At 72.3% G+C, this 26,092-nt stretch carries 19 protein-coding genes; 7 read left to right on the plus strand and 12 right to left on the minus strand.

From position 1 onward, the window contains the following. Positions 1 to 132 precede the first annotated feature (132 nt). Genes GSF22_RS09605 through GSF22_RS09635 form a run of 7 tightly spaced genes read right to left on the minus strand, consistent with a single transcriptional unit; the run spans position 133 to position 8,271 of the window. Positions 133 to 1,152: a 4-hydroxy-3-methylbut-2-enyl diphosphate reductase gene (locus tag GSF22_RS09605; RefSeq protein ID WP_208813022.1), complete on the minus strand. Its 1,020-nt coding sequence runs from the start codon at positions 1,150 to 1,152 to the stop codon at positions 133 to 135. Positions 1,153 to 1,162: 10 nt separating this feature from the next. Continuing rightward, positions 1,163 to 3,052: a 1-deoxy-D-xylulose-5-phosphate synthase gene (dxs, locus tag GSF22_RS09610; RefSeq protein WP_208813024.1), complete on the minus strand. Its 1,890-nt coding sequence runs from the start codon at positions 3,050 to 3,052 to the stop codon at positions 1,163 to 1,165. Positions 3,053 to 3,063: 11 nt separating this feature from the next. After that, positions 3,064 to 3,270 (minus strand): ferredoxin, encoded by a 207-nt coding sequence (locus GSF22_RS09615; protein WP_208813026.1) that lies wholly within the window; start codon positions 3,268 to 3,270, stop codon positions 3,064 to 3,066. Further along, positions 3,267 to 4,625, minus strand: coding sequence for a cytochrome P450 (locus GSF22_RS09620; RefSeq protein ID WP_208813028.1), 1,359 nt, complete (start codon positions 4,623 to 4,625; stop codon positions 3,267 to 3,269). Before GSF22_RS09620 ends, GSF22_RS09615 begins: the two co-directional genes overlap by 4 nt. Before the next feature lie 46 nt (positions 4,626 to 4,671). Next, positions 4,672 to 5,613 (minus strand): terpene synthase family protein, encoded by a 942-nt coding sequence (locus GSF22_RS09625; RefSeq protein WP_208813030.1) that lies wholly within the window; start codon positions 5,611 to 5,613, stop codon positions 4,672 to 4,674. Further along, positions 5,603 to 7,180, minus strand: coding sequence for a prenyltransferase (locus GSF22_RS09630; protein ID WP_208813032.1), 1,578 nt, complete (start codon positions 7,178 to 7,180; stop codon positions 5,603 to 5,605). Before GSF22_RS09630 ends, GSF22_RS09625 begins: the two co-directional genes overlap by 11 nt. After that, on the minus strand, positions 7,177 to 8,271 hold the full coding sequence (locus GSF22_RS09635; RefSeq protein ID WP_208813034.1) for a polyprenyl synthetase family protein: 1,095 nt from the start codon (positions 8,269 to 8,271) through the stop codon (positions 7,177 to 7,179). Before GSF22_RS09635 ends, GSF22_RS09630 begins: the two co-directional genes overlap by 4 nt. A 290-nt stretch (positions 8,272 to 8,561) precedes the next feature. Here GSF22_RS09635 and GSF22_RS09640 point away from each other — a divergent pair, with 290 nt between their 5' ends. Then, positions 8,562 to 9,434 carry a bile acid:sodium symporter family protein gene (locus GSF22_RS09640; protein WP_208813036.1) on the plus strand — a complete coding sequence of 291 codons (873 nt, stop codon included), beginning with the start codon at positions 8,562 to 8,564 and terminating at the stop codon, positions 9,432 to 9,434. A gap of 70 nt (positions 9,435 to 9,504) precedes the next feature. Here GSF22_RS09640 and GSF22_RS09645 read toward each other — a convergent pair whose 3' ends face one another. Next, on the minus strand, positions 9,505 to 10,590 hold the full coding sequence (locus GSF22_RS09645) for an alcohol dehydrogenase catalytic domain-containing protein (RefSeq protein WP_208813038.1): 1,086 nt from the start codon (positions 10,588 to 10,590) through the stop codon (positions 9,505 to 9,507). Positions 10,591 to 10,642: 52 nt separating this feature from the next. Further along, the gene (locus GSF22_RS09650; protein WP_208813040.1) at positions 10,643 to 11,989 is read right to left on the minus strand and encodes a cytochrome P450; all 1,347 of its coding nucleotides are present in this window, start codon (positions 11,987 to 11,989) and stop codon (positions 10,643 to 10,645) included. 360 nt (positions 11,990 to 12,349) lie between these two features. On the opposite strand from GSF22_RS09650, the gene GSF22_RS09655 reads away from it, so the two are divergent. Genes GSF22_RS09655 through GSF22_RS09670 form a run of 4 tightly spaced genes read left to right on the plus strand, consistent with a single transcriptional unit; the run spans position 12,350 to position 16,599 of the window. Next, positions 12,350 to 13,531, plus strand: a complete 1,182-nt coding sequence (locus GSF22_RS09655) for an acetylornithine transaminase (protein WP_208813042.1) — start codon at positions 12,350 to 12,352, stop codon at positions 13,529 to 13,531. Positions 13,532 to 13,559: 28 nt separating this feature from the next. Further along, on the plus strand, positions 13,560 to 14,597 hold the full coding sequence (locus GSF22_RS09660; RefSeq protein WP_208813044.1) for a zinc-binding dehydrogenase: 1,038 nt from the start codon (positions 13,560 to 13,562) through the stop codon (positions 14,595 to 14,597). A gap of 50 nt (positions 14,598 to 14,647) precedes the next feature. After that, positions 14,648 to 15,526, plus strand: a complete 879-nt coding sequence (locus GSF22_RS09665) for an SAM-dependent methyltransferase (protein WP_208813046.1) — start codon at positions 14,648 to 14,650, stop codon at positions 15,524 to 15,526. Positions 15,527 to 15,540: 14 nt separating this feature from the next. Further along, a complete protein-coding gene (locus GSF22_RS09670; RefSeq protein ID WP_208813048.1) occupies positions 15,541 to 16,599 on the plus strand; it encodes a polyprenyl synthetase family protein in 1,059 nt (352 codons plus the stop codon). 147 nt (positions 16,600 to 16,746) lie between these two features. On the opposite strand, the gene GSF22_RS09675 is transcribed toward GSF22_RS09670, so the two are convergent. Beyond that, positions 16,747 to 17,823, minus strand: a complete 1,077-nt coding sequence (locus GSF22_RS09675) for a methyltransferase (RefSeq protein ID WP_208813049.1) — start codon at positions 17,821 to 17,823, stop codon at positions 16,747 to 16,749. Positions 17,824 to 18,058: 235 nt separating this feature from the next. On the opposite strand from GSF22_RS09675, the gene GSF22_RS35655 reads away from it, so the two are divergent. Both GSF22_RS35655 and GSF22_RS09685 read left to right on the plus strand, forming a co-directional pair. Then, positions 18,059 to 19,255: a cytochrome P450 gene (locus GSF22_RS35655; protein ID WP_208813051.1), complete on the plus strand. Its 1,197-nt coding sequence runs from the start codon at positions 18,059 to 18,061 to the stop codon at positions 19,253 to 19,255. Continuing rightward, positions 19,252 to 20,490, plus strand: coding sequence for an acyltransferase family protein (locus GSF22_RS09685; RefSeq protein WP_208813053.1), 1,239 nt, complete (start codon positions 19,252 to 19,254; stop codon positions 20,488 to 20,490). The genes GSF22_RS35655 and GSF22_RS09685 overlap by 4 nt, the downstream gene beginning before the upstream one ends. Here the strand turns inward: GSF22_RS09685 and GSF22_RS09690 are convergent. Both GSF22_RS09690 and GSF22_RS09695 read right to left on the minus strand, forming a co-directional pair. Next, positions 20,420 to 21,889: an APC family permease gene (locus GSF22_RS09690; RefSeq protein ID WP_208813055.1), complete on the minus strand. Its 1,470-nt coding sequence runs from the start codon at positions 21,887 to 21,889 to the stop codon at positions 20,420 to 20,422. The genes GSF22_RS09685 and GSF22_RS09690 overlap by 71 nt on opposite strands. A 28-nt stretch (positions 21,890 to 21,917) precedes the next feature. Further along, on the minus strand, positions 21,918 to 26,092 hold a 4,175-nt coding region (locus GSF22_RS09695), incomplete at its 5' end, for a type I polyketide synthase (protein ID WP_208813057.1).

Consider the following 26,092-nt stretch of genomic DNA (forward strand, 5'->3'; position numbering starts at 1 on the left):
TGGTGGTCATCGACTGCACCGACACCGGCGCACCCCCACCCACCGGCACCGAACCGACCATGATCTGACGACTGGCCCGACGGGGCGCGAGCGGCGGGGGCGGTACGGCGGGCATACCGAGACTGACCGCGGTCACGGGACGAGCCCCTTCCCCGTCGTCGCCGGACCGCCCTGGCCCGCCGCGTCGGGCCGTGGCTCGGTACGCAGGTCGGCGCGCAACTCCGGGGGGAGCGCGAACAGGGTGTTCTCCACCGCGGTGGTCACCTCGACCACCTCGCTGAAACCCCGCCCCCGCAGCCAGACGAGGGTCTCCTCGACCAGTTCGTTCGGCACCGAAGCCCCGGCGGTCAGCCCGACGGTCGAGGCTTCGTCGACCCAGCCCGGGTCGATCTCCCCGGCCCGGTCGACGAGGTACGCGCCCCGGGCGCCGGCCTCCCGCGCCACCTCGCACAGCCGCAACGAGTTCGACGAGTTGCGCGACCCGACCACGATCACCACGTCGCACGACCCGGCCATCGCCTTGACCGCCTGCTGCCGGTTCTGCGTGGCGTAGCAGATGTCGTCGCTCGGCGGGGACGCGATGTCCGGGAAACGCTGCCGGAGGCGGTCCACGGTACGCATGGTCTCGTCGACCGAAAGGGTGGTCTGGGACAACCAGGCGACCCGGGACGGATCCCGGACGGCGATCCCGTCGACCTCGTCCGGGCCGTCGACCACCTGGATGTTCCCCGGCGCCTCGCCGACCGTACCGATCACCTCCTCGTGACCGGCGTGACCGATCAGCAGGATGTCGTAGCCGGCGGCGGCGAACCGGCGGGCCTCGTTGTGCACCTTCGTGACCAGCGGGCAGGTCGCGTCGATGACCTTGAGGTCCCGGGTGGCCGCCTCGGCGTGCACCTGCGGGGCCACCCCGTGGGCCGAGAAGACGACGGTGGCGCCCGTCGGCACCTCGTCGTTGTCGTCGACGAACACCGCACCGCGCCGCTGGAGGGTCTGCACGACATGGCGGTTGTGCACGATCTCCTTCCGCACGTACACGGGTGGTCCGTAGAGCGCGAGCGCCCGCTCGACGGTCTGGACCGCCCGGTCGACGCCGGCGCAGTAGCCGCGCGGATTGGCGAGGAGTACGCGTTTGCGGGCTGCGTGTGTCATGGCCGTCCCCTCATGAGGCTGTCAACGGGCGGAGGACGAGGCGACCCAACTCGTCGGCGAGGGCTTCGGCGGTCAGCCCGAGCCGGCTCAGGATCTGGCTGCGACTGCCCACGTCGAGGAAGGTGGACGGGATGCCGAAGGTCCGGCACGGGACCGGCAGACCCTCGTCCTGGACCGCCTGGCTGAGCGCCGCACCGATCCCGCCGTGCCGGACGTTGTCCTCGACGACCGCCACCAGTGCGTGCCGCCCGGCGAGATCGAGCAGGGCCGGATCGATCGGCTTCACCCAGCGGGGATCCACCACGGTGGTCCGGACGCCCCGGTCGGCCAGCCGTCGTGCGGTCTCCAGGCAGATCTGCGCCATCGCGCCGACCGAGACGAGGAGCACGTCGTTGCCGGGATCGAGCGGGTCGACCGGGGTGAGCAGGTCGACGCCACCCACCCGCGCCACCGCCGGCGTGTCCTCGGGTACCGGGCCCTTCGGGTACCGCAGGACCGTGGGCGCGTCGGACACCGCGAGCGCCTCGCCGAGTTCGGCGCGCAGCCGGGTGCCGTCGCGGGGCGCGGCGATCCGCAGCCCGGGTACCACCCCGAGCACCGACATGTCCCACATCCCGTTGTGGCTCGGTCCGTCGTCCCCGGTCACCCCGGCCCGGTCCAGCACGAAGGTGACGCCGGCCCGGTGCAGCGCCACGTCGAGCAGCACCTGGTCGAAGGCCCGGTTGAGGAAGGTGGCGTACACCGCCACGACGGGGTGCAGGCCACCGGCGGCGAGACCGGCCGCGCAGGTGACCGCGTGCTGCTCGGCGATGCCGACGTCGAACACCCGGTCCGGGTGGGCGTCGGCGAACGGCTGGAGCCCGACCGGGTGCAGCATCGCCGCGGTGATCGCCACCACGTCGGCCCGTTCGGCGCCCACCCGGGCCATCTCGTCGGCGAACACCGAGGTCCAGCTCGGTCGGGAGTCACCGGGGACACCCCGGCCGGTCTCCGGGTCGATCACCCCGATGCCGTGGAAACAGTCGCGCTCGTCGTCCTCGGCGGGCCGGTAGCCACGCCCCTTGCGGGTGACGCAGTGCACGACGACCGGTCCGCCGAAGTCCCGGGCGGCGGTGAGGGCCGACTCCATCGCCGCGATGTCGTGACCGTCCACCGGGCCCAGGTACTTCAGTCCCAGGTCGACGAACATGCCCTCCGGCATGACCAGGTCCCGCAGCCCCCGCTTGGCACTGTGCAGCAGGTCGTAGACCGGTCGGCCGACCACGGGTGTCTCACCGAGCAGGTGCTTGCCCCAGCGCAGGAAGTCCTCGTAGCCCCGGCTGGTCCGCAGCCGGTCGAGGTGGCGGGCCAGGCCACCGATGGTCCGCGCGTACGACCGGCCGTTGTCGTTGATCACGATGACGACCGGCCGGTCCTGGGCGGAGGCGATGTTGTTCAGGGCCTCCCAGGCCATCCCCCCGGTGAGGGCGCCGTCACCGACGACCGCCACCACCCGCCGGTCGGTGACCCCGCGGAGCTGGTACGCCCGGGCCAGTCCGTCGGCGTAGGAGAGCGCGGTGGAGGCGTGGGAGTTCTCGATGAGGTCGTGCGGGGACTCCTCCCGGCTCGGATAGCCGGACAGGCCGCCGCTCTTGCGCAGCCGGGAGAAGTCCTGCCGGCCGGTCAGCAGTTTGTGCACGTACGCCTGGTGGCCGGTGTCCCACAGGATGCCGTCCCGGGGCGAGTCGAAGACCCGGTGCAGGGCCAGCGTCAACTCGACCACGCCGAGGTTGGGCCCCAGGTGACCACCGGTCCGGGTCACCGACTGCACCAGGAAGGACCGGATCTCCCCGCAGAGCCGGTCGAGCTCCGGTGGGGACAACCGGCGCAGGTCGTCCGGGCCGTGGATGTCGCTCAGCATCGCTCCCCCGCTCACTCGTCCCGCAGCCGCAGCGCCGCGACCGGACACCGGGTGGCCGCCTCGACCACGTCCTGCCACGACTCGGCCGCCGGCCGGGAGGTCAGCAGGACCACCACGCCGTCCGCGTCCTGGGTGAAGACGTCCGGGGCGTACATCACGCACTGCCCGGAACCGATGCACCGCTCGGGTTCCGTGCTGACCTGCCGGTCGGCGCTCATGACCGCCTCCGGGGGGCGAGCATCCGCAGGCCCTGGGGCATCAGGGTGACCGTGCCCACCGGTCGGACCGTGCTGCCCGGCACCGGGCGCAGATCCCGCTGGCCGACGATGGTGGCCAGCGTCGTCATCGCCTCCGCCAGGGCGAAACTCTCCCCCACGCACCGGTGGGCGCCCTCGCCGAACGGTACGTAGGCGTCCGGGGTGACGTCGGCGGAACGCTCCGGCAGCCACCGGTCCGGGTCGAACCGGTCCGGGTCCCGGAACAGCACGGGATCGCGGTGCTGCGAGTAGAACGAGTACAGGACCGTACTGCCGGCGGGGATGTGGTACCCGCCGAGTTGCAGGTCCGTCGCCGCGCTCCGGGAGAGGAAGTAGGTCGGCGGGTACATCCGCAGGGTCTCCCGGACCACCCGGCGGGTGAACTCCAGGCCGGGCAGTTGCTCGTAGCGGGGCGGCTGCCCGCCCAGGATGCTGTCCACCTCGGCGCGCAGCCGGGCGGACACGGCCGGGTTCCGGCTCAGCTCGTGACAGGCCCAGCTCATGGTCAGCGCGGTGGTCTCCGCCGAGGAGAGCAGGATGCTGATCACCTCGTCCCGCAGCTGCTGGTCGTCCATGCCCTGGCCGGTCTCCTCGTCGCGGGCCAGCATGAACATGGACAGCAGGTCCTCGCCGGCCTGTTCCCGGTCCCGGTAGGAGGCGATGATCTGGTCGATGACCTGGTGCAGTTCCCGCATGGTCGCGGCGAACCGGCGGTTCGCCGGAGTGGGGATCCGCTCCAACAGGCCGGTCGGGTCCATCGCGCGCAGGCTCACCCCCCGGGTCAGTACCGGCAGCGCCCGTTCCACCACCGAGATGGCGGAGGTGCCGAGTTCGGTGGCGAAGAGACTCTTCGTCGCCACCGTCGTGGCCAGCGACACGAACTCGGACTTCAGGTCGATCGGCTGGTCCTGCGGCCAGGCGGTGATCCGGGCCGTGGCGACCTCCCGCATCACGTCCGCGTAGACGTGCACCTTCTTGCGGTTGAAGGCCGGCAGGACGAGTCGCCGCTGCCGGCGGTGCGGCGCCCCGTAGGCGGTGATGATGCCGTCACCGGCCACCGCGCGGGCCTTGCGGAAGTGGATCCCCCGGGGGTACTTCGCCCCGTCGGTGACCAGTACCTGATGGAGCAGGGTGTGGTCGTTGACCACGTACGCGCGGGTCGGGCCGAGCCGGATCTGCACCACCGGGCCGTGACTGCGGATCTCCTGGAGGAAGTCCAGCCGTCTGCGGAGCAACTGGAGGCCGTGCCCCAGGACCGGCAGTGCGGCGGGGACGCTCGGCGGTCGGGTCTGGGGACTTCGCGTGGCAGTGGACACCATTACCTGCCTTTCACAGTCGTCGGGTGGCCACCGGGCCCCGGAATCAGCGCTCCGTGCGGTATCTGGCCGATCGGGCCGGCCAGCGGGCCGCGGCGGACATGAAGGCCTCGTAGTGGTCCAGGTATCGGCGCAGCTCGTCGCTGTCGGGCAGGCCGAAGCGCGGTGGGTCGTCGGACACCTGCTGGAACGTGGCGAGCGCCGCGGCGGCCATCCGCTGGACCTGGGCCACCGAGGTCGGCACGTCCCAGCCGTACTGGTGTTGCAGCACGGTGATCGCGTTGGAGGTGATGCCGTGCTGCCGTTCGCTGTCGAACGAGTAGAGGTCGTTGGCGAGGCAGCCGTAGTCGGCGACGGCCAGGTCGACCAGTTCCAGGCAGGGATGGTGGCGCACCGGCTCGGGCAGGTCCAGCCGGCAGACGTAGTAGTCCAGCTCGCGCTGCACCGTCATGGTGCTGAACACCCGGCGCATCGGCAGGTAGGCGTGCAGGTCGGGGATCCGGTTGGCGGCCCGCATCTCCAACTCCCAGACCGTCGCGGCCAGGTAACGCCGGATCTCGGTACGCAGCCGGGAGGAGTCCCAGTCGGGTGCGGTGACGGCGATGTCGTCGAGGATCCGGGCGAGCAGCCTGGCGAGCGGGTCGTCGCCGGTACCCGCCCCGTCGAGCACCCGGTGGATCCGGTGGTGGGCGGCCCGGACCTGTTCCCGCCAGTCGCCCTCGACGACCAGCAGGTCGCTCCAGGCGTCGTCGAAGAGCACCAGGAAGGCGATCCAGAGCGTCGCCACCCGGAGCCGGTCGAGTTCGGCGTCGGGATAGGTCATGGCCGCCGCGTCGGCCAGCGCGATGCTGTGCACGACCGTCGCGCTCGCCGCGCCGGCGAGGCCGACCTCGGCGGCCACCGTGCGGACGTACCCGGCGGCCTGGTCCGCCGCCGGATGGGACCGGTCCGGGAAGGGGCACGGCACCAGGAGCTGCTCAACGCCCATCGCGGCCTCCGTCGAGCACCCCGAGCCGGTACGCGGCGGCGAGACAGGTGGCCCGCACGATGCGTACCGGGGTGTACACGTCCTTGCCGATCCAGAGCGGGGTGGCCCGCTCGTCGACCCGGCCGTCCCGCAGCGTCCGGGCCGCTGCGGCCAGGGCGTCGGCCACCACCGTCGCCCGCTGCGGGCTCCGGCTCAGGGCGAGGGTGCCGGCGGCGTACGCGGTCTCCTCGACCGTCCCGGTGCCGTGCCCCCACCGGCCGCCGGCCTGCCGGGTACCCAGCATCCAGCCGACGGCCCGTTCGACGGCGGCGCGGCAGTGGTCGTCGTCGTACCCGGCCAGTGCCCGGGCGCAGCAGGCGGTGGCGTAGTACGGGGAACCGTGCCACTTGTCGTCCCAGCTGCCGTCGGCGTTCTGCAACCCGGTCAGCCACCGCGTCGTGGCCCGCTGCACCGGGGCGTACCGGTTCCGCTCGTCGGGGTGGTGGGCGACCCGGGCCGCCAGTGCCTCCAGCGCGTGCGCGTTGGCCGTGGGGGACGGTGTGCGTTCCTCCGGGTAGGTGAAGAAGCGCTCCCCGTCGAAGTAGCGCATCAGCGGGTCGAGGGGCTGCCCCCGGCCGTTGAGCTGGAGCGCCAGCAGCACCGTGGCGGTGTCGTCGGCGTCGACCGGCAGTCCCGGTCCGGCCGGCGCGCCGTCCGGGCCGACGGCCTCCTCCAGACTGTCCAGCACCTTCTCCGGCACGGTGTGCGGCACCGCGTTCGCGCCGAGGATGGTGAGGATCCACGACCGCTCGAAGTACGGCATGGGCGCCCCGACGGGCAGCGGTCCACCGCACCGCTGCTGCACCGTGTGCAGGTAGCGGGCCGCCGGATGGTCCGGCTCCGGCGGCCCGCCGAGCCAGGCGGCCGTCGCGGCGGGGGAAACCCCGACGTTGCCGTCCCGCATGACCACCCGCGGGTCGCACACCCCGCCCGGGGTGAGGATCTCCCAGCTGTGCCAGAGCTTCTTCGGCAGGGGCTGCCCGGCGGCGGCCCGGGCCCGCAGCCGGCGCAGCAGTTCCGGGTCGCTGTCCGTCGGTGGGCGCAGCACGATGCCGGTCACCCCGGCCGGCAGGGCCGCCGGGGACTCCGCCGTCAGGTGCCGCAGGTGTTCGTTGATCAGGTCGATCAGCCGGGGTACGACCAGTTCCACGGCGACCAGGTCCGGCAGAGGGTGCCCCTCGGTCAGGTGCGCGTCGAGGAAACGCACCCCGGCGGCGGCCCGGCGGGACACCTCGTCCGCCGGCAGGACCCGGTCGACGTCCAACCGACGCCGGTGGATCCGCAGCAGCGCCTCGGTGGCGCTCAGGCTCGGCACGAGCCGGAACCCGGCGACCCCCCAGCCGCCGTCGTCGGCCTGTTCGTCGCAGAGGTAGCGCAGTCGCGCCGCGTGCCCGGCCAGCCAGGGCGCGTCGACCACGATCCGGCCGGTCTCGTAGACGGACGGGCCGAGCAGGGCCCAGCCGTCCTCGGCCGACTCCCGCAGCAACGCGTCGGCGAGCGCGCTGGCCGGGTGCGTCCGTCCGGTCATGCCGACCTCACCGTCGCCGCGTGTGCCACGGACCGCAGGGCCCGGACCGCCGACGGCGGGATGGCCGCGTCGTCCAGCACCGCGAGGCCCCGCCCGAGGCGTTCGTCGATCATGGCCTCCACGGTGGCCAGTGCCCCGGTGTCCACCACGACCCGGCGGACCTCGGCGGCGCCCGCACCGTCCACGGCCGGGTCACCGATCAGCCGGGTCAGCCGGTCACGCTGGCCACCGTCGGCCCGGTCCAACGCGATGGCGAGCAGGACCGTCCGTTTGCCGTCGCGGATGTCGTCGAGCTGCGACTTCCCGGTGACCGCCGGGTCGCCGAAGAGACCGAGCACGTCGTCGCGGAGCTGGAACGCCTCACCGATCGGCACGCCGAAGGCACTGAACATGTCGAGCAGCGGCTGCTCGGCGCCGGCCAGTCGGGCGCCGATCTGCAACGGTCGCTCGACGGTGTACTTGCCGCTCTTGTACCGGGCGATGGTCAGTGCGGCGTCCAGGTCGGCGGTGGGCACGCCGGTGCCGAGCAGGTCCAGGTACTGGCCGTACATCAGTTCGTTGCGCATCAGGTCGAGGAGCCCCCGGACCGAGGTGAGCTGACGCTCGGTCATACCGCTGGCGTAGAGCAGCTCGTCGGACCAGACCAACGCGAGGTCACCGAGGAGGATGGCCGCGCCGGTGCCGACCCGGTCGGGATGCGGGACGTCGCCCCGGGCCCGGTGGTACGCGTCCAGACCCCGGTGCAGGGTGGGCCGGCCGCGCCGGCTGTCGGCCTGGTCGATCAGGTCGTCGTGGATCAACGCGAAGGTGTGGAACAGCTCCAACGCCGCCGCCACCCGCAGGATCGACCGGCTCGTCGCCGCTCCGCCGGCGGCGTACCAGCCGCAGTAGCACAGCAGCGGTCGCAGTCGTTTCCCACCGGCGAGGTACTCGTCGAAAGCGGCCAGGGCGGGCGGCAGCTCCGGCCCGGCGGCCGAGCGGACCCGGTCGGCGACGAATTCCCGCAGCACCTCGTCCACGGCGTGCCGGACGGCCACGAGATCGATCGCCGACGGAATTTCGGATCCGACCGACATCACTTTGTCTGCCATTTCTCTCCTCGGTCCACTTCGACCACTGGCACAGACACGGACCGGGGACCGTCCGCCTGCTGGGGTCGGGAAATCCGGATCGGAGACCACCGCCACCCGACGCGACGGCTTCACGGAACGAATCGAAAGTACCGTGGCCCAAACGGAATCAGCAACGCCACTCACATCAACAGGCGTGCCGCGAATGTGGATGCCGGATGGCGACTACCGGAGCATTGAAATTGTCCTACGCATGGTCCAGTGTCACTTAGAGCGCCCGGCGGAATTCGCCCAGAGGAGTCGTGGTCGGCATGTCATCAATTATCGACGCGCTGCTACCCGCAGTCGTCGCCGTTCTGATGTTCGGGCTGGGACTGTCGCTGACGGGCGCCGACTTCCGCCGGGTCCTGCGGTCCCGTCGTGCCGTGGGCATCGGCCTGGCGTGCCAGCTCGTCCTGCTGCCCGCCGTCTGCCTGGTGCTGGTCTCGGTACTCGGGCTGCCGGGCGAACTGGCGGTGGGCATGATGCTGCTCGCGGCCTCCCCCGGTGGCACCACCGCCAGCCTGTTCAGTCACCTCGCCCGGGGCGACGTGGCGCTGAACATCTCGCTGACCGCGCTGAACTCCCTGCTGTCGGTGGTGACCCTGCCGGTGGTGGTCAACCTCGCCATCCGGCACTTCCTGCCGGGCCGCGCGGCGAGCGCCGAGCTGGGCTTCACCGAGGTGGCCCGGCTCATGGCCATCGTCCTGGTCCCGGTGCTGGTCGGGATGGCCGTACGCGCCCGCCGGGTCGACCTGGCCACCCGGCTGGACCGGCCGATCAAGGTGCTCTCGGTGGCGTTCCTGACCGTCGTCGCGGTCCTGACGGTGTACCTCGAACGGTCCCGAATCCTCGACTACCTGGGTGCCGCCGGGCTGGCCGCCACCCTGTTCTGCCTGGCCAGCCTGACCATCGGCTACCTGGTCCCGCGCCTGTTCGGGGTGGCCGGGCCGCAGGCCGTGGCGGCGGGCATGGACGTGGGCATCCACAACAGCGGGCTGGCGGTCACGGTGGCCCTGAGCCCCGGCATGCTGGCCAGCGCGGAGATGGCCGTTCCCGCCGTCGTCTACGCGATCGTCACCATCCCCTGCGCGGCGGCGGCGGTCGCCCTGGTGACCCGGGACCGGCAACCCGTCCGGGCCTGACAGCGGTACGGGTGCCGCCCCGGTGGGGCGGCACCCGTACCCAGGGCGTCCACTCAGCCGAACGGCACGCTCAGTCGAAGACCACGATCTGCCGCAGGACATCCCCGCGCTGCAACGCGGCGACGGCGTCGTCCAGCTCCTCGAACCTGATCTGTGCGCTGATCAGGCTGTCCAGGTCGAGACTCCCCGACCGGTACAGCTCCAGCAGCCGGGGCAGGTCCCGGTTCAGGTCGCACCCGCCGTAGACGGAGGGCCGGATGTTCCGGCTGGCGAAGAGCAGCTCGTAGGCGCTGATCCCGACCAGGTCGTCCGGGGCGCCGGCGCCCACCACGACGACGTCACCACCGCGTCGGGTCATCTCCCAGGCCTGCCGGACCGTGGCCGCCCGCCCGACCGCCTCGAAGACGTAGTCGAAGCCGCGTCCCCCGGTCACCGCGTCCCGGACCGCCGGCAGGTCGTCCGGGGTGGTCACCGCCGTGGCGCCCAACTGCCGGGCGACGGTGTGCTTGGCCGGCAGGGGATCGACGCCGACGATCGTCGTCGCGCCGGCGATCCGGGCGCCCTGGACGACCGACAGGCCCACGCCGCCCAGCCCGAGCACGGCCACCGAGGACCCCGGGCGGACCTGGGCGGTGTTCAGCACGGCACCTACCCCGGTCGAGATACCGCAGCTGAACAGGGCGGCGTGCACGAACGGCAGGTCGTCCGGAATCGGGATCGCGGCCTGCCACGGCACCACCAGGCGCTCGGCCCAGGTACCGGTACCGGCCATCCCGAACGCCGGCTGCCCGGCGACCCGGAACCGGGGCTTACCGAACAGGTCCGCCATGAACGACATGCACAGGTGCGCCTCGTTGTTGCGGCACTCGGGACAGCGCCCGCAGGACGGGATCCAGTTGATCACCACATGGTCGCCGGGGCGTACCGTGTGCACCCGGTCGCCGACGGCCAGCACCTCCCCCGCACCCTCGTGCCCGACGACCAGGGCGTCGTCGCTGGTCGGCAGGCGGCCGTCGATGACCGACAGGTCGGAATGGCACACCCCGGTGGCCCGGACCCGGACGAGCACCTCGTCCGGCCCGGGTTCCACCGTCTCGACGTCGTCGCGCAGGTCCAGCTTCCCGTCGGCCTTGGCGTTCAGCACCGCCGCCCGCATGGGCTTCTCCTTTCGTGGCCGGTCCGAGGTGACCGGCGGGGCAGGGCAGGGCTCACCGCGCGACGATGCGGCACCGGACCGGGCCGACGGAGCGCAGGGCGAGCTTCTGGGTGAGCTTCAGGTCGGTGTCGACCGGCTCGAACTCGTAGTGCCGTAGCAGCACCGCGATGGCCAGGACCGCCTCCAGCATCGAGAAGTGCTGGCCGATGCAGGCGCGGGGCCCGCCACCGAAGGGGAACCAGGCGTACCGGGGACGGGCCACCTCCCGCTCCGGGGTGAACCGCAGCGGGTCGAACCGTTCCGGATCCGGCCAGTACCGGGGATGGCGCTGGGTCACCCACGGGCTGAGCAGCACGATCTTCCCGGCCGGAATGACGTGCCCGTCGATGGCGGTGTCGGCGGTGGCCCGCCGGCTGATCCCCGGCGACGGCGGGTAGAGCCGCATCGCCTCCTTCATCACCATGTGGATGTACGCCAGCTGGTCGAAGTCCGCCGCCGTGGGCAGCCGGTCACCGAGTACCCGGTCGGCCTCCTCGCGGGCCCGGGCCTGCTCCGCCGGATGGTTGGCGAGCAGGTAGAGGGCGAACATCATCGAGGTCGCGGTGGTCTCGTGCCCGGCGAGGAAGAAGACCAGGACCTGGTCCCGGATCTCGTCCGGAGTCAGCCGGTCGTCCGCCCCGTCGCCGGCCTGCAACAGCAGGTTCAGCAGGTCGCCCTGCCCGGACCCGTCCCGGCCGCGCTCCGCGATGATCCGGTCGCACACGTCGTAGAGTTCCTGGCGGGCGGCGGCGGCCCGGCGGTTCGCCGGGGTCGGCAGCCACCGGGGCAGCGGCACCGGGGAGAAGCCGCGCCGCAACATGTACTCTCCGAGCAGCGGGAAGTTGCGGCCGACCACCTCGGCCGCCTCCTCGCTCGCCGCGCCGAACAGCACGCGGGTCACCACCCGCTGGGTGAGCAGCGTGACCTCGTCCAGGACGTCGATGACGGTCCCGTCCCGGCCGCGCCACTCCCCGACCGTGGCCAGCGTCTCCTCGCACATCGCCTGCGCGTAACGGTCCACCTTCCGCCGGGTGAACAGCGGCTGGATGAGCCGACGCTGGCGCACGTAGTCGCTGTCCTGGCTGGTGAGCAGCCCGTTGCCGAAGGTCGCCCGGATCTCCTCGTAGAAGACGTCGTCCTTGCGGAAGCCCACCGACCGGGCCAGTACCTGCTGGGCGCCCTCGGCGGAGAAGACCGCGTAGAAGTCCTGCCGCAGACCCGGTGGTCCCACGGTGAAGCGCACGACGTCACCGTGCTCCCGCTGGGCCCGCAGGTAGGTGTTCAACGGGTCACGGCGGAAGTCCAGCATCGCCCCGATCAGCGGGAGTCCGGCCGCCTGCGGAATCTGGTCGACTGTCATCGATTCTCCCGGAGTGCGTCGGCGTGGTTTGCTGCGACCACTCTGCGCGCTGCGCCCGACGTCGGGCAACGCCTCTAAATGTGACACCTGCGCAGCGTTTGTCTATTCCGATCCAGCAAAAAAACAAAGCCCGTAGACAAGCGAATACGATTTCCGGGATATCCTCCGGGCACCTTGCCAGGCCCGGTGGCCATGTGGTCACATGACTGGTGTTCCCGGGCCGGACGTCACCATTCTTTGTCGACGGACGCGATATTTCCGGTCGACTGTCCGCGCATTGTCAGCGGATTTCCCGAAGACGACGCACCGTCCCCTGATCCGCCATCCGCGAGGAGGGCCCACAGCCATGGTTTTCCCGGAATGAGCGCCAGCGACGAGCTGCGACGACGGTTCGCGGCGGCGTTGATGCCCAACTACGGCGTTCCCGCAGTCGCCGTGGCCCGCGGTTCGGGCTGTCGGGTGTGGGATCTCGACGGCCACGACTACCTCGACCTGATCGGCGGGATCGCGGTGTCCACCCTCGGCCACGCACATCCGGAGCTGGTCGCGGCGGTGGCCGACCAGGTCGCCACCCTCACGCACATCTCCAACCTGCACCTGCACGAACCGGGCGTACGGCTGGCCGAACGGATTCTCGGACTGCTGGGCACCGACGGTCGGGTGTTCTTCGCCAACTCCGGCGCGGAGGCCAACGAGGCCGCGCTGAAACTGGTCCGCCGGCACGCGGGTCCGGACCGCACGTACCTGGTGGCGGCGGTGGAGAGTTTCCACGGTCGGACCAGGGGCGCCCTGTCGGTGACCGGCCGCGCCGCGATCCGTGACCCGTTCGGGCCGCTCGGCACCGAGGTGCGGTTCGTGCCGTACGGCTCGACCCCGGCGTTGACCGAGGCGGTGACCCCGCAGTGCGTCGGCGTCATCCTGGAGCCTTTCCAGGGCGAGGCGGGCGTCGTCGAGCCCCCCGAGGGGTACCTCGCGGCGGCCCGCGCGGTCTGCGACGACACCGGCACCGCGTTGATCTTCGACGAGGTGCAGAGCGGCATCGGCCGCACCGGTGCCTGGTTCTACCACCAGTCGGCCGGGGTCCGGCCGGACGTCGTCACGCTCGCCAAGGGACTCGGCGGTGGTCTGCCGATCGGCGCCTGCGTCGGCCTCGGCAGCTTCGGCACGGCGTTCCGGCCCGGCGACCACGGCTCGACGTTCGGCGGGAACCCGGTTGCCTGCGCGGCGGCCCTCACGGTCCTCGACGTCATCGCACGCGACGGCCTGCTGACCCAGGTCACGGAGGTCGGCGACGAGCTGCGTACCGGCATCAACCGGATCGCCCATCCGCTCCTCGCCGGTGCCCGGGGCCGGGGGCTCTGGGTGGCGGTCACCCTGACCGCACCACGGGCAGCCGCCGTGGAGAGCGCCGCCCGGACGGCCGGCTTCCTCGTCCACGCCCTGCGACCGGACACCCTGCGGCTGGCCCCACCGCTGATCCTCTCGCGCGACGAGGCCCGCAGCTTCACCGACGCCCTGCCGAAGATCCTGGCCGAAGCATGACCGGCAGGGGACACCACCGGGAGGTCCGATGCGCGCGGTGACGATCCACGGAGCGGGGGACGTCCGGGTCGAGCACGTCCCGGACCCGGTCCTGCGCGACCCGACGGACGTACTGGTCCAGGTCACCCACACCTGTGTCTGCGGCAGCGACCTGTGGGCCTACCGGGGGGTCTCACCCCGGGAACCCGGGCAACGGATCGGCCACGAGTTCATCGGCGTGGTCACCGAGACCGGCCGGGAGGTGACCACCCTCCGCCCCGGCGACACCGTGGTGGCCCCGTTCATCTGGTCCGACGGCACCTGCGACCGCTGCCGTACCGGGCTGCCCACCTCCTGCCCCCGGTCCGGGATCTGGGGTCAGCCCGGCGCGGACGGGGCGCAGGGCGAGGCGGTACGGGTACCGTTCGCCGACGCCACCCTGGTCCGCGTCCCGGCCGACGTGGACGACTCGCTGGCCCCCGCCCTGCTGACCCTGACCGACGTCATGTGCACGGGGCACCACGGTGCGGTCGCCGCCGCGGTCGCACCCGGCCGCCGGGTCGCGGTGGTCGGCGACGGCGCGGTCGGGCTCTGTGCCGTGCTCGCCGCGCGCCGGCTCGGCGCCGAGGACGTCGTACTGCTCGGCCACCACGAGGACCGGGCCCGGATCGCCCACCGGTTCGGGGTGACCGCCACCGTCCGCAGTACCGGCGAGGAGGCGGTCGAACAGGCCCGGGACCTGTCGGGCGGGCGCGGCTTCGACAGCGTCGTCGAGGCCGTCGGCACCGCCACCGCCCTGCGTACCGCCATCTCCGTGGCGGCCGACGGCGGCACGGTGGGTTTCGTCGGCGTACCCCACGGCGGCGACGGTTCGGTGGACGTCCGGCAGATGTTCTACCGCAACATCGCCCTCCGGGGCGGTCTCGCCCCGGCCCGCGCCTACATCCCCGAACTGCTGCCGGACGTGCTCTCCGGCGCACTCGACCCGGCACCCGTCTTCGACTGCACCGTGGGGCTCGACGAGGCGCCCGACGGCTACGCCGGGATGGCCGCCCGGCAGGTACTCAAACCCCTGATCCGCCTGTGATCGCGCTACCGCTGTCCCGATCCATCCCCGACCCTGAGGAGCGCCCGACAATGAGCATTGGGACCGACGTGACGAACGTGGTCGTCCGGACCAGCTACGAGCAGGACCTGAACGAGCACTGGGAGACCAAGCAGAGCGACCCGATCAACCTCCTGCTCGGCGAGATGGACGGTCTGTACCACCACCACTACGCGGCCGGTGACTTCAACCGGAACGTGCTGACCGCGCCCGAACCCGAGCGGGAGCGGTTGATCCTGAAGGAGATGCACCGCCTGGAGACCGAACAGGTCGGCCTGATCCTCGACCCGCTCGCCGCCCTCACCCCGCAGTCCCGGGTACTCGACGCCGGTTCCGGTCGCGGCGGTACCAGCTTCATGATCCACGACCGGTACGGCTGCCGGGTCGACGGGGTGAACTTCTGCAAACACCACATCGCCTTCGCCGAACAGCTCGCCGAGCAGCGCCGCTGCGCGGACAAGGTGAACTTCCACTACGCCAACATGGCGCAGACGCCCTTCGAGGACGCCTCGTTCGACGCGGTGGTGTCGAACGAGACCACCATGTACGTCGACCTGTCCGAGGCGTTCCGCGAGTTCGCCCGGCTGCTGCGGCCCGGCGGCCGGTACGTCCTGGTCACCTGGTGCCAGAACGACGCGGTCGCCGACGACTCGCCCGAGGTGCGGCAGATCGACGAACACTACGTCTGCCACATCCACAAGCGCAGCACCTACCTGCGGGCCCTGGCCGAGAACGGACTCGTCCCCGCGCTGGTGCAGGATCTGACCGCGGAGGCCATCCCGTACTGGGAGCTGCGCAGCAACAGCCGACTGAAGACCGGCGTCGAGGACCCGTTCCTCGCGGGCTACCGCAGCAACAGCCTGAACTACCTGGTCATCGCGGCGGACCGCGTGGTCGAGCCCGGCCGGTGAGGGCGGCACCGGCGATGAGCATCCAGTCCGGAACACCGGCTGCCCGGGTCCGCCCGGAGGACGCACCCGCTGCCCTGGTCCGGGCCGGGCAGCGGGTCGCCACGGAGCTACGCGGCGTCGTCGACGGCCTCGAACCGCAGCTCGCGCGGATCTGCGGCTACCACTTCGGGTGGCGGGACGCGGACGGGCGCCCCACCGACGACGGGCACGGCAAACTGCTCCGGGCCCGGCTCACCCTGCTCGCCGCCGAGGCGGCCGGAGCGGATCCGGCGGTCGCCGTACCCGGTGCGGTGGCGGTCGAGCTGGTGCACAACTTCTCCCTGCTGCACGACGACATCATGGACGCCGACGAACTGCGCCGGGGACGACCCGCCGCGTGGGTGGTGTTCGGACAGGGCATGGCGACGCTCGCCGGGGACGCGCTGCTGGCGGCGGCGTTCTGCCGACTGGCGCCGTTGGCGGCCGGACCCACCCGACGGGCCGCCACGGTGCTGCCCGACGCCCTGCACCGCATGATCGCCGGCCAGTCCGCCGACCTCGCGTTGGAAGGCCCGGACGTCGACCACGTCGAGGTGGACCACTACCTTCGGGCGTGCGACAAGACCAGCGCGCTGCTGGAGGCGGCGTCGGCGATCGGCGCGGCGCTGGCCGGGGCCGACGAGCAGCAGCTGACCGCGTTGCGGCGGGCCGGGTACTGCCTCGGCGTCTCCTGGCAGATCGCCAACGACGTCGAGGACATCTGGGGTGACACCGGGGTCACCGGGAAACCGGAGCTGAGCGACCTGCGACGGTCGAAGAAGACCCTGCCGGTCATCCTCGCGCTCCGCTCCGGGCAGTCCGGCGGCGCCCGCCTCGCCGAGGCGCTCCGCGCCGCCGGGCCGCAGCCGTCGGAGCCGGAGGTGCAGCAGTGGGCCCGACTGGTCGAGGCGGCCGGCGGCCGGGCCGGTGCGGAGCGGCTCTCCCGCAGCTACCTGGAGGACGCGGTCGACCAGCTCCGGGCCGCGCGGTTGGCGGCCCGGCCCCGGGAGGAGCTGGTACGCCTGTTCCGCCGGATGGTCCTCCGGGAGAGCTGACGACCGTCGTACCCGGATCCGGACCCGGATGACGAACGTCCAGGGGATGTGGGACGTCCACGACGCGGCCGGCGACACGCAGGGGTGGCGGGACGTGGCCGCCGTGCGGCGCACACCCCGCCACCCCCGGTGACGGTCGATTCGGTACTACGGGACGGGTACCGCCTCGATCAGGCAGATCCGGGCCGGACCCGCCAGGGACACCACCTGGGTCTTCCGGAACCCGGCGGCGGACAGCAGGGCCTCGTACTCCGCCTCCGTACGCTCCTTGCCACCGAGCTTGACCAGCATGGCGAGATCGTTCAGGTAGGCGAACGGCGAGGCCAGGGACTCGGTGACCGGCGGTGGCGGCAGGACCGGGTCGATGATGAGCAGCCGACCGTCGACCGGTACCGCCTCCCGGCAGTTGCGCAGGATGACCATGGACTGCTCGTCCGACCAGTCATGGATGATGCTCTTCATGACATAGGCGTCACCGCCACGCGGGACCTCGACGAAGAAATCGCCGGAACGGACGTCACACCGGTCGGCCACCCCTTCCTCGGCGAGCACCTGGGCGGCCTTCTCCACCCCGGTCGGACTGTCGAAGACGATGCCGCGCGACTCGGGGGACGATTTCAGGATCGCCGAGATCAGCGTGCCGTTTCCGCCGCCGACGTCGACCACGGTGCCGTAGCGGCTGAAATCGTAACCACGCACGACGGCGGAGACGATGTCCTGGGTGGCCTGCCCCATTGCGCTGTTGAACAGGTCGGACACCTCGGGATTCTGTTTCATGTACGTCCAGTAGGACATGCCGAACAGTTCCTCGAAGTTGCGCTCACCGGTCCGGATGCTCGTCGTCAACCGGGCCCAGGGACGCCACATCGACTGGTGCAGCATCAGCCGGGCGAGTGCGTACATGGAATGCGGGACATCGGTCCGCAGCAGCGCCCCGGACCGGGTCAGGGCGAACGTCCCCGGCTCCGGCTCCGCGACGACCCCGATGCTGACCAGGGCGCGCAGCAGCCGGTCCAGGGAGGGTTCGTGTGCCCCGGTCTGCGCCGCCAGGTCCTTGACCGAGCAGGTCTGCTCACCCAGCCGGTCGGGGAGTTCGAGGTCCAGTGCGGTGGCGATCGTCGCCGAGGCGGCGTACCCCCACACCGCCCGGAAGAGCGGGGCGACCGGATCGGACGGGGCCGGCTGGCCGGCGTTGTCCGCGCCCACCAGAGAGTCGTCGGGCATAATGAATTCCTCCTCGGGATCGACCGAGTCGCAGAATACTCGGACACATTACACGGCAGTCAATCCTCGCGGACGTTGATCCGGGTGCAGCAGATATGCACGAATACATGTCGGTGACAGCACCGTCAACATTTGCAGCGTTGTCACCCGTCACGGATTCCACATATTCTCGGCTCCCATCATTGGACGGAGCAGTGGCCGCCCGTCGCCCGCCACAATTTCGGAGGATGGATCAGTGACAGGAGAGGCCGTTCCCCGGTCCTACCCCTTCGACCCGGACGGCGAGGCGGGTACCAGTCCGGTGTACGCCCGGTACCGCCGCGAACAGCCGATCGTCCGGGTCCGGATGCCGTACGGCGAACCGGCCTGGCTGGCGACCCGCCACGCCGACGTGAAAATGGTCCACTCCGATCCCCGGTTCAGCCGGGCCCTGGCCGGTGAGCGGGACCAGCCGAGGGCCTTCCCGGTGATGCCCGACGACAACCTCCAGGGCATGGACCCGCCGGAGCACGGGCGGCTGCGCCGGCTGGCCGCCCGGGTGTTCACCGCACACCGGGTGGCCCGGATGCGACCGCTGATCCAGCAGATCACCGACGACCTGCTCGACCGGATGGCGCAGGCCGGTCCACCGTGGGACCTGGTGGAGGACTTCGCCGCACCGCTGACCAGCGGGGTCATCGCCGAGTTGTACGGCGTACCACCGGCCGAGCGACCGCAGTTCGCGGAGTGGGCCAAGGCGCAGACGGCCACCACCTCGATGTCGCCGGAGCAGATCGAGGACCATGTGGGCCGGCTCCAGCAGTGGGTCGCCGACATGGTGACGAAGCGCCTCCGGGAGCCCGACGACGACCTGGTCGGGGTCCTCGTCGACGGCTACCGGCAGGCCCCGGAGATCAGCGAGCACGAGGTGGTCACCCTGGCCCGGCTGATGCTCGCCGCCGGGCACGACAGCGTGAAGTACCAGCTCGGGCACTGCGCGTACCTCCTGCTCACACACCCGGCGCAACTGGCGCGGCTGGTGGCCGACCGCACGCTGATCTCGTCGGCGGTGGAGGAACTGCTGCGGTACGGCAAGACCGACGAGGCGGCCGTCTTCGCCCGGTACGCCACGGAGGACCTGGAACTCAGCGGGGTGCCGATCCGGGCCGGTGAACCGGTGATCCCGTCGCGGATCTCCGCCAACCACGACGAGCGGGTCTTCGACGACCCCGACCGGTTGGACATCGGTCGACGGCACAACCCGCACCTCGCCTTCGGCTTCGGCCCGCACCACTGCCCCGGTGCCAACCTGGCCCGGTCGGAGTTGCAGATCGGGCTCGGCGGGCTGGTCGCCCGGTTCCCCACGCTCCGGCTGGCCGTACCGGCATCCGAACTCACCTGGCAGAACGGCGGCCTGGCCCGGGAACTCGTCTCGCTACCGGTCGTCTGGTGAGCGGTACCTCGCAGGCGACGATCGGGGCCAGGTCGGATACGACCGGGCGGGTGCCGCCACCGTCGCGGCTGCCCTCCCTGACCGGGCTGCGTTTCGTCGCCGCCGTCCTCGTCTTCGCCACCCACGTCACCTGGAACACCAGCCTCGTCGAGGGCCCCTACGGTGCCGGGATCCGGCAGGCCTTCTCGCTCTCCGGGGCATACGGCGTCGGCTTCTTCTTCCTCCTCAGTGGCTTCGTGCTGACCTGGACCGCCCGGCCCGACGATCCGGCACCCCGGTTCTGGCGTCGACGCCTGGTCAAGATCTATCCCAGCCACCTGGTCACGTTCCTGGCGGCCGGAGCGCTGCTGGTCGCCGCCGCGCGTCCGGTCGCCACCGTCGACTGGTTGTCCAACCTTTTCCTGCTGCACGCCTGGTTCCCGCGCCTGGAGACCAGTACGTCGATGAACGGGGTGAGCTGGTCGCTCTCCTGTGAACTGTTCTTCTACCTCTGCTTCCCGCTGCTGTACCGGTTGCTGGGGCAGATCCGGGAGAGCAGACTGTGGGTGGCCGTCGGCGTGGTGGTGGCGTTGATCGTCGGCGCGGCACTGACCGCCCGGTTCCTGGTCAGTGACCAGCCACGGTTGGAGATCTTCTTCCTGGACGGCTCGTACTCGTTCACCCAGGTCTGGTTCGTGTACTTCTTCCCGCCGGTACGTGCCCTGGAGTTCGTGCTCGGCATCCTGCTGGCCCGGGTCGTGCTGGCCGGTCGCTGGCCGGCACTCGGCCTGCTACCGGCGGCCGGGGTCGCCGTCGCCGGGTACGTGGCCGCGCTGTACCTGCCGTACCTGTTCGGTACCGGCGGGGTGGCCTCGATGTGGACCGCTCCGCTGATCGCCTCGGCGGCGGTCGCCGACTGGGAACGCCGCCGCTCGCCGCTGCGCGGGCCGGTAGCGGTGCGGCTCGGTGAGCTGTCCTTCGCCTTCTACCTCGTCCACCTGATGGTGGTCATGATCGGCGGTCAGGTGATCGGTCTGGACCGCCGGTTCCCACCGCTGGTCGGGTTCGCCCTGATCCTCGTGCTGTTGGCGGTCTCCCTCGCCCTGTCCTGGCTGCTGTACCGGTGCGTGGAGGACCCGCTGGTACGACGCTTCAGCCGGCCCTCCACGGACACGAACGGTCGGGTCAGTGGGTCAGCTCGGCGGTGGTGGGTGCCGGGGTCTGCCGCATCCGACCGGCGCGCAGCGCGCCGATGACGAAGCCGAGCACCAGCGGGGCGAGCACGATGGCGTTGCCGAGCGCACCGAGGCCGGTGAGCAGCTGCATCTGGCTGATCACCAGCACCAGCACCGCGCCGAGCAGGACGGTGGCCAGACCGGGGGCGACCAGCCGCTGCCAGAGGGTCTCCCCGCCACCACGGTTGCGCCCCAGGTAGCGGATCACCGCGACGCTGGTCAGGATCTCCAGCGCCATCACGCCGACCAGGGTGGGGGTGTTGGTCCACACGATGATCTGGGTGTACGGGTCGAGCGAGGTGAGCCCGAAGCCGACCAGGGCGACCACGATCGCCGCGGCGTGCACCACCCCGGCCACGCTGGGGGTACGGGTACGCGGGTCGGTGCGGCCGAAGGCCGCCGGGATGAGCCGCTCCCGGCCCAGCGAGTAGAGGTACCGGGTGCTGGCGTTGTGCACCGCGAGCACCCCGGCGACGAAGCTGGTCACGATGAGCAGCTGCATCACCCCGGTGACCGCCTCACCGACGTACTCGGTGTTGAGGTTGAACATCAGGCTGGACGGGTCGTCGGCGAGCAGCGACTCCAGCCGGCTCGGCCCGGCCGCCATCAGCACGGTCCACGAGATGAAGGTGAAGATCCCGGCGAGCAGCGCGATCGACAGGTACGTGGCGCGCGGCACGGTCCGCTTCGGGTCGCGGGCCTCCTCGCTGTACACGGCGGTCTGCTCGAAACCGATGAACATGATGAAGGTGAACACGAACAGCACCCCGACCGACGGGGTGGCCAGGTTGACCGGGTTGAAGCTGTCGAACGAGAAGCCCTCGTAGCCACCCTGGACGAGGACCGCCACGGCCATCACGAACAGGATCCCGATCTCGGCGACCAGCAGCACCCCCAGCACCCGGGCCCCGATGTTGACCTTCAGGTAGGACAGCACCGACACGACCACGGCCACCACCAGGGCGCTGACCTGCCACGGCACGTCCAGCCCGGCGACCTCGGTCATCGCCAGGGAGGCGAACACCCCGGCGGCGGCGGCGAAGCCGACCTCGCCGACGGCGTACGCCACGTAGGCCATCACCGCCGAACCGGCACCGGCGACCCGGCCGAGCCCGGCGGTGACGTACGCGTAGAAGGCGCCGCTGTTGCGCAGGTGCCGGCTCATCGCGGTGAAACCGACCGCGAAGACGGCGTACACCGCCCCGGCGATCAGGTACCCGGCCGGCACGATCGGACCGGCGAGCAGGAACACCAGTCCGACCATGCCGGCCATGCCGGTCAGCGGGGCGGCGCAGGACAGGACGAAGAACACCAGCTCACCGACGCCCACCGCGTTCGGGCGCAGGGTGTTGGGGGCCGGGCGGTCGCCGGTGGCTGTGAGCGGGTCGGCGGTCCGGGAGGGGGTCGTCTCGGTACTCATCGGTTGTGCTCCTTGTGCGGGATGGGGGTCATTCGCCCAGCAGCCGGGCCACCTCGTCCTCGCTCAGCTCGTCGAGCATGGCGACCATCGCGGCCTCGGCCAACTTGGCGTGGTTGGCCACCGTGAAGTCACCGAAGGCGGTCTCCGGTCGGATCTGCACACCCAGCGCCCGGTTGGTCTCCACCAGGATCTGGTTGCCCATCACGGAGTCACCGCCGAGCTCGAAGAAGCTGTCCAGGACGCCGATCGGCTCGATGCCCAGGGACTTCTGCCAGATCGCCACGATCCGCCGTTCCACCTCGTCGCGCGGGGCCACGTAGGTGGAGCTGAGTTCGGGCCGGGCGGAGAACCCGGTACCGATGGACCGCAGCGCCTCCGCCTCGGCGTTGGTCACCTCGGCCAGGAACGACCGACCGACCTCCGAGGGGTAGAACTGCACCAGGTCACGCAGGTCGAACGGGAGCACGACCGGCTGGACCCGGGTACCGGTGGCCAGCGCCTCGAAGGCGTCCAACCCGACCGGCGGCGGGATGGCGCTGGCCGCGGTACGCAGCTCGTGGTCCCCGGCGGAGTCCCAGTCGGCGGCCATCCCGGCGTCCGCCCAGGGCCCCCAGTCCAGGGCCACCGCCGGGCGGCCGGCGGCGTGCCGCAGGTGGGCCAGCGCGTCGAGGTAGGCGTTGGCGGCGGCGTAGTTGGCCTGGCCGGGTGAGCCGAGTACCCCGGCGGCGCTGGCGAAGCAGACGAACAGGTCCAGCGGGTCACCGGCGGTCAGCTCGTGCAGGTACCAGCCGCCGCGTACCTTCGGCGCCAGTGCCGCCCCGACCGCGTCGGCTGCCATGTCCAGCAGGGCCCCGTTGTGCAGGACCCCGGCGGCGTGCACGACGCCGCGCAGCGGGCGGCCGGTGGCGCGTACCCGGTCCAGGGCGGCGGCCAGCGCGTCCCGGTCGGCCACGTCGGCGCGGAGCACGGTCACGTCCGGGCAGGCCCGGCGCAGCGCGTCGGGCAGCGCCGCCCCGTCGCCGCTGCGGGAGAGCAGCACCAGGTGCGCCGCGCCCCGTTCGGCGAGCCGCCGGGCCACCTGGAGACCGAGGGCGCCGGTCCCGCCGGTGACCAGGTAGACGGCCTCCGGGTCCAGGTCGAGCCGGCTGGCCGGGGGCGGCCCGTCCGGCAGGATCCGGCGGACGTACCGTCCGGTGCCGGCGTACCCGACCTCCGCGTCGGCGGTGGTGGCCGCGAGTTCGGCGCGCAGCGCCGCGACCGGGTCACCGGCCGGATCGAGGTCGACGCAGGTGATGTCGAGCAGCGGGTGTTCGAAGGGTACGGTCTTCGCCAGCCCCCACAGGGTGGCGCCGAGCGGGTCGCTGACCGGCCGCTCGGCGACCGGCTGGGCACCGCAGGTGGCGAGGACCACCCGGGGCGGGGTGGCCGCGATCCCGTAGCTGACCGCGCGCAGCAGGTACAGCGCGGAGGTCACCGGCAGGGCCGCCCGGTCCGGGTCGGCCACGGCGGCCGGGTCCCCGGCGCCGAGCAGGTGCAGCACCCCGGCCAGGTCGCCCCGGTCGAGCAGCCGCTGGTACTGCTGCGGGTCGGTGGGGTCCAGCCGCAGCCCGTCGACGCTCGGGTCGTCGCCGGTGTGGCAGATCAGCACCTCGTCCCCGACTACGTCGGCCAGCCGTTCGGCCAGCTCCCGGCCGGGTCCGTCGGGTGGGGTGAGCACCAGCCACCGGCCGGCGGCGGTCGGGGTGTCCGGGCCGGTGGCGGGCCGCCAGTCCAGCCGGTAGCGCCGCAGCCCGTCGGTGTCCTGCGGCGCGACGGTCGTCGCCTCGGTCCGGCTCAACCGCAGTCCCCGCAGCAGGCCGACCGGGGCCGCCCGCCCGTCGAGCAGCAGTACGTCGGCGAGGAGCCCACCGGAGCCGTCCGGGTGCAGGGTGACCTGCGCCTGGGCGGGGGTACCGGCGGACCACCAGGTGGCCTCGGCCACCGCGACCGGCAGGATCGGGGTACCGCCGCCGACGTCCCCGGCGGCGCCGGTCGCGGCGACCACGTGCAGGGCCGCGTCGACCAGCCGCAACCGCGCCGAACCGGCGTCGTCGTCCGGTACGGCCAGCTCACCGAGGGCCTCCCGGTCCCCGGCCCGGACCCGCTGCACGCCCCGGAACAGCGGACCGTAGTCGAGGCCCCGGGCGGACAGCGCCGCGTAGAGCGCCCCGGCGGGCAAATGTTCGGGGCAGCGGTCGCGTACCGCGTCGAGGTCGGGGGCGTCCGGGGTGGGCCCGGCCGGCCGGAGGGTGGCCGTGGCGTGCCGCTGCCAGCCGCCCGGACCACCGGCCGGTCGGGCGTGCACGGCGGCGGTCCAGCCGTCGTCGTCCCGGTCCAGCCGGAGCTGCACCCGCACCGGGGTGTCCCCGATCAGCGGGCGCAGGAACTGCACGTCGGTCGGCGCCAGGCCGCCGCCGACCTGCTCGGCGGCGAGGGCGAACAGTTCCAGGTAACCGGCGGCGGGGAAGACCGGGATCCCGGCGACCCGGTGTTCGTCCAGCCAGGGCAGGCTGTCGACGCTGAGGTCACGCTGCCAGACCCGGGTGGTGTCGACGTCGGCCAGGTCGACCGGTTCGCCGAGCAGGCTGCCCGCTCCGGTCGCGCGGTGCCGTGGGGCGTGACCGGCCGGGGCGCGGTCCAGCCAGTGCCGGACGTGGTCCCAGGGGTAGCCGGGGGCGCTGACCACCGGCAGGTCGTCGGGGTGGACGTGCCGCCAGTCGACCGGCACGCCGAGCCGGTACAGCCCGGCGGCGGCGCGCAGCAGGTCCAGCCGCTGTCCCTCGGTGCCGGTGACGGTACCGAGCACCGCGACCCCGCTGCCCTCGGTGGCCCGGCGCAGGGCGCTGCGCAGCACCGGGCGGGGGCCGATCTCCAGCAGCACCCCGACCCCGGCGGCGGTGGCCGAGGCGACCGCGTCGGCGAACCGCACCGGGGCGCGTACCCCGCTGCCCCAGTAACCGGCGGTCAGCTCGGTCGGGGCGATCCGGCCACCCCGCACGGTGGAGTGGAACGCCACGGTTCCGGTGTCGGGGAGGTCGTCCAGTTCGGGGCAGTTCTCCTTCAGCGCGACGGTCAGTTCGGCGGCGGCGTCGGCCAGGTGCCGGCTGTGGAAGGCGTACCGCACCGGCAGCCGGCTGGCGTAGCGGCCCTCCTCGGCCAGGCCGGCGGCGATCCGGTCGAGGGTGTCCGGGTCACCGGCGAGCACCACCTGGTCCGGGGCGTTGACCGCGGCGACGTCGACCAGGGCCCCGAAGCGCCGGGTGGCCTCGTCCTCGGTCAGCCCGACCGCGAGCATCCCGCCCGGTCCGCTGGTACGCCCCATCGCCCGGCCCCGGTGCACGGCCAGCCGCAGCCCGGTCTCCAGGGTCAGTGCGCCGGCGACCACGGCGGCGGAGATCTCGCCGACGCTGTGTCCGACCACGGCGGCCGGGGTGACGCCGAGGGACCGCCACAGCTGGGCCAGGCCGAGCTGCACGGTCACGATGAGCACCTGGGCGACGGCGGTGTCGTCCAGGTCGACGGACTCCTCGCCGGCCAACGCGGCCTCGACGGACCAGCCGAGCTGGTCGGCGACGGCCTCGTCGCAGCGGCGGACCACCGAGCGGAACAGCGGCTCGGTGGCGAGCAGTTCCCGGCCCATGCCGGCCCACTGCCCGCCCTGGCCGGAGAAGACGAAACCGACCTGCGGGGCGGTCGGGGCCGCCGGCCAGTCCCCGGCGGCGTCGAGGCGGTCGGCGAGCGCGTCCAGCGCGGCCGGCAGGTCGGCGGGGTCGGCGACGACGACCGCGTCGCGGTACGGGCGGTGGTGCTCGCGGCGCAGGGCGCGGGTGGCGCCGAGCGCGACCCGTTCGGCGGTACCGGTGCCGGCGGCGTGCCGGGCGGTGGCCCGGGCCAGTCGGGCCAGGCCGGCGCGGCTACGGGCGGACACCGGCACCACCAGCGGCCCGGGGTGTCCCGGCCCGCCGTCCACGGACCCGTCGCCGGTGGCCGGGGCGTCCGGGTCGGCGGTGAGGACCACGTGCGCGTTGGTGCCGCCGAAGCCGAAGCCGCTCACCCCGGCGCAGCGCGGACCGGCCGGCCACGGGGTGGGTTCGGTGACCACCGCCAGCCCCAGCTCCGCGAAGGGGATGCGCGGGTTCGGGTCGACGGCGTGCAGGGTGGGCG

Origin of the sequence: Micromonospora echinofusca, assembly GCF_017614955.1 — a bacterium.
GTDB classification, from domain to species: Bacteria; Actinomycetota; Actinomycetes; order Mycobacteriales; family Micromonosporaceae; genus Micromonospora; species Micromonospora echinofusca_A.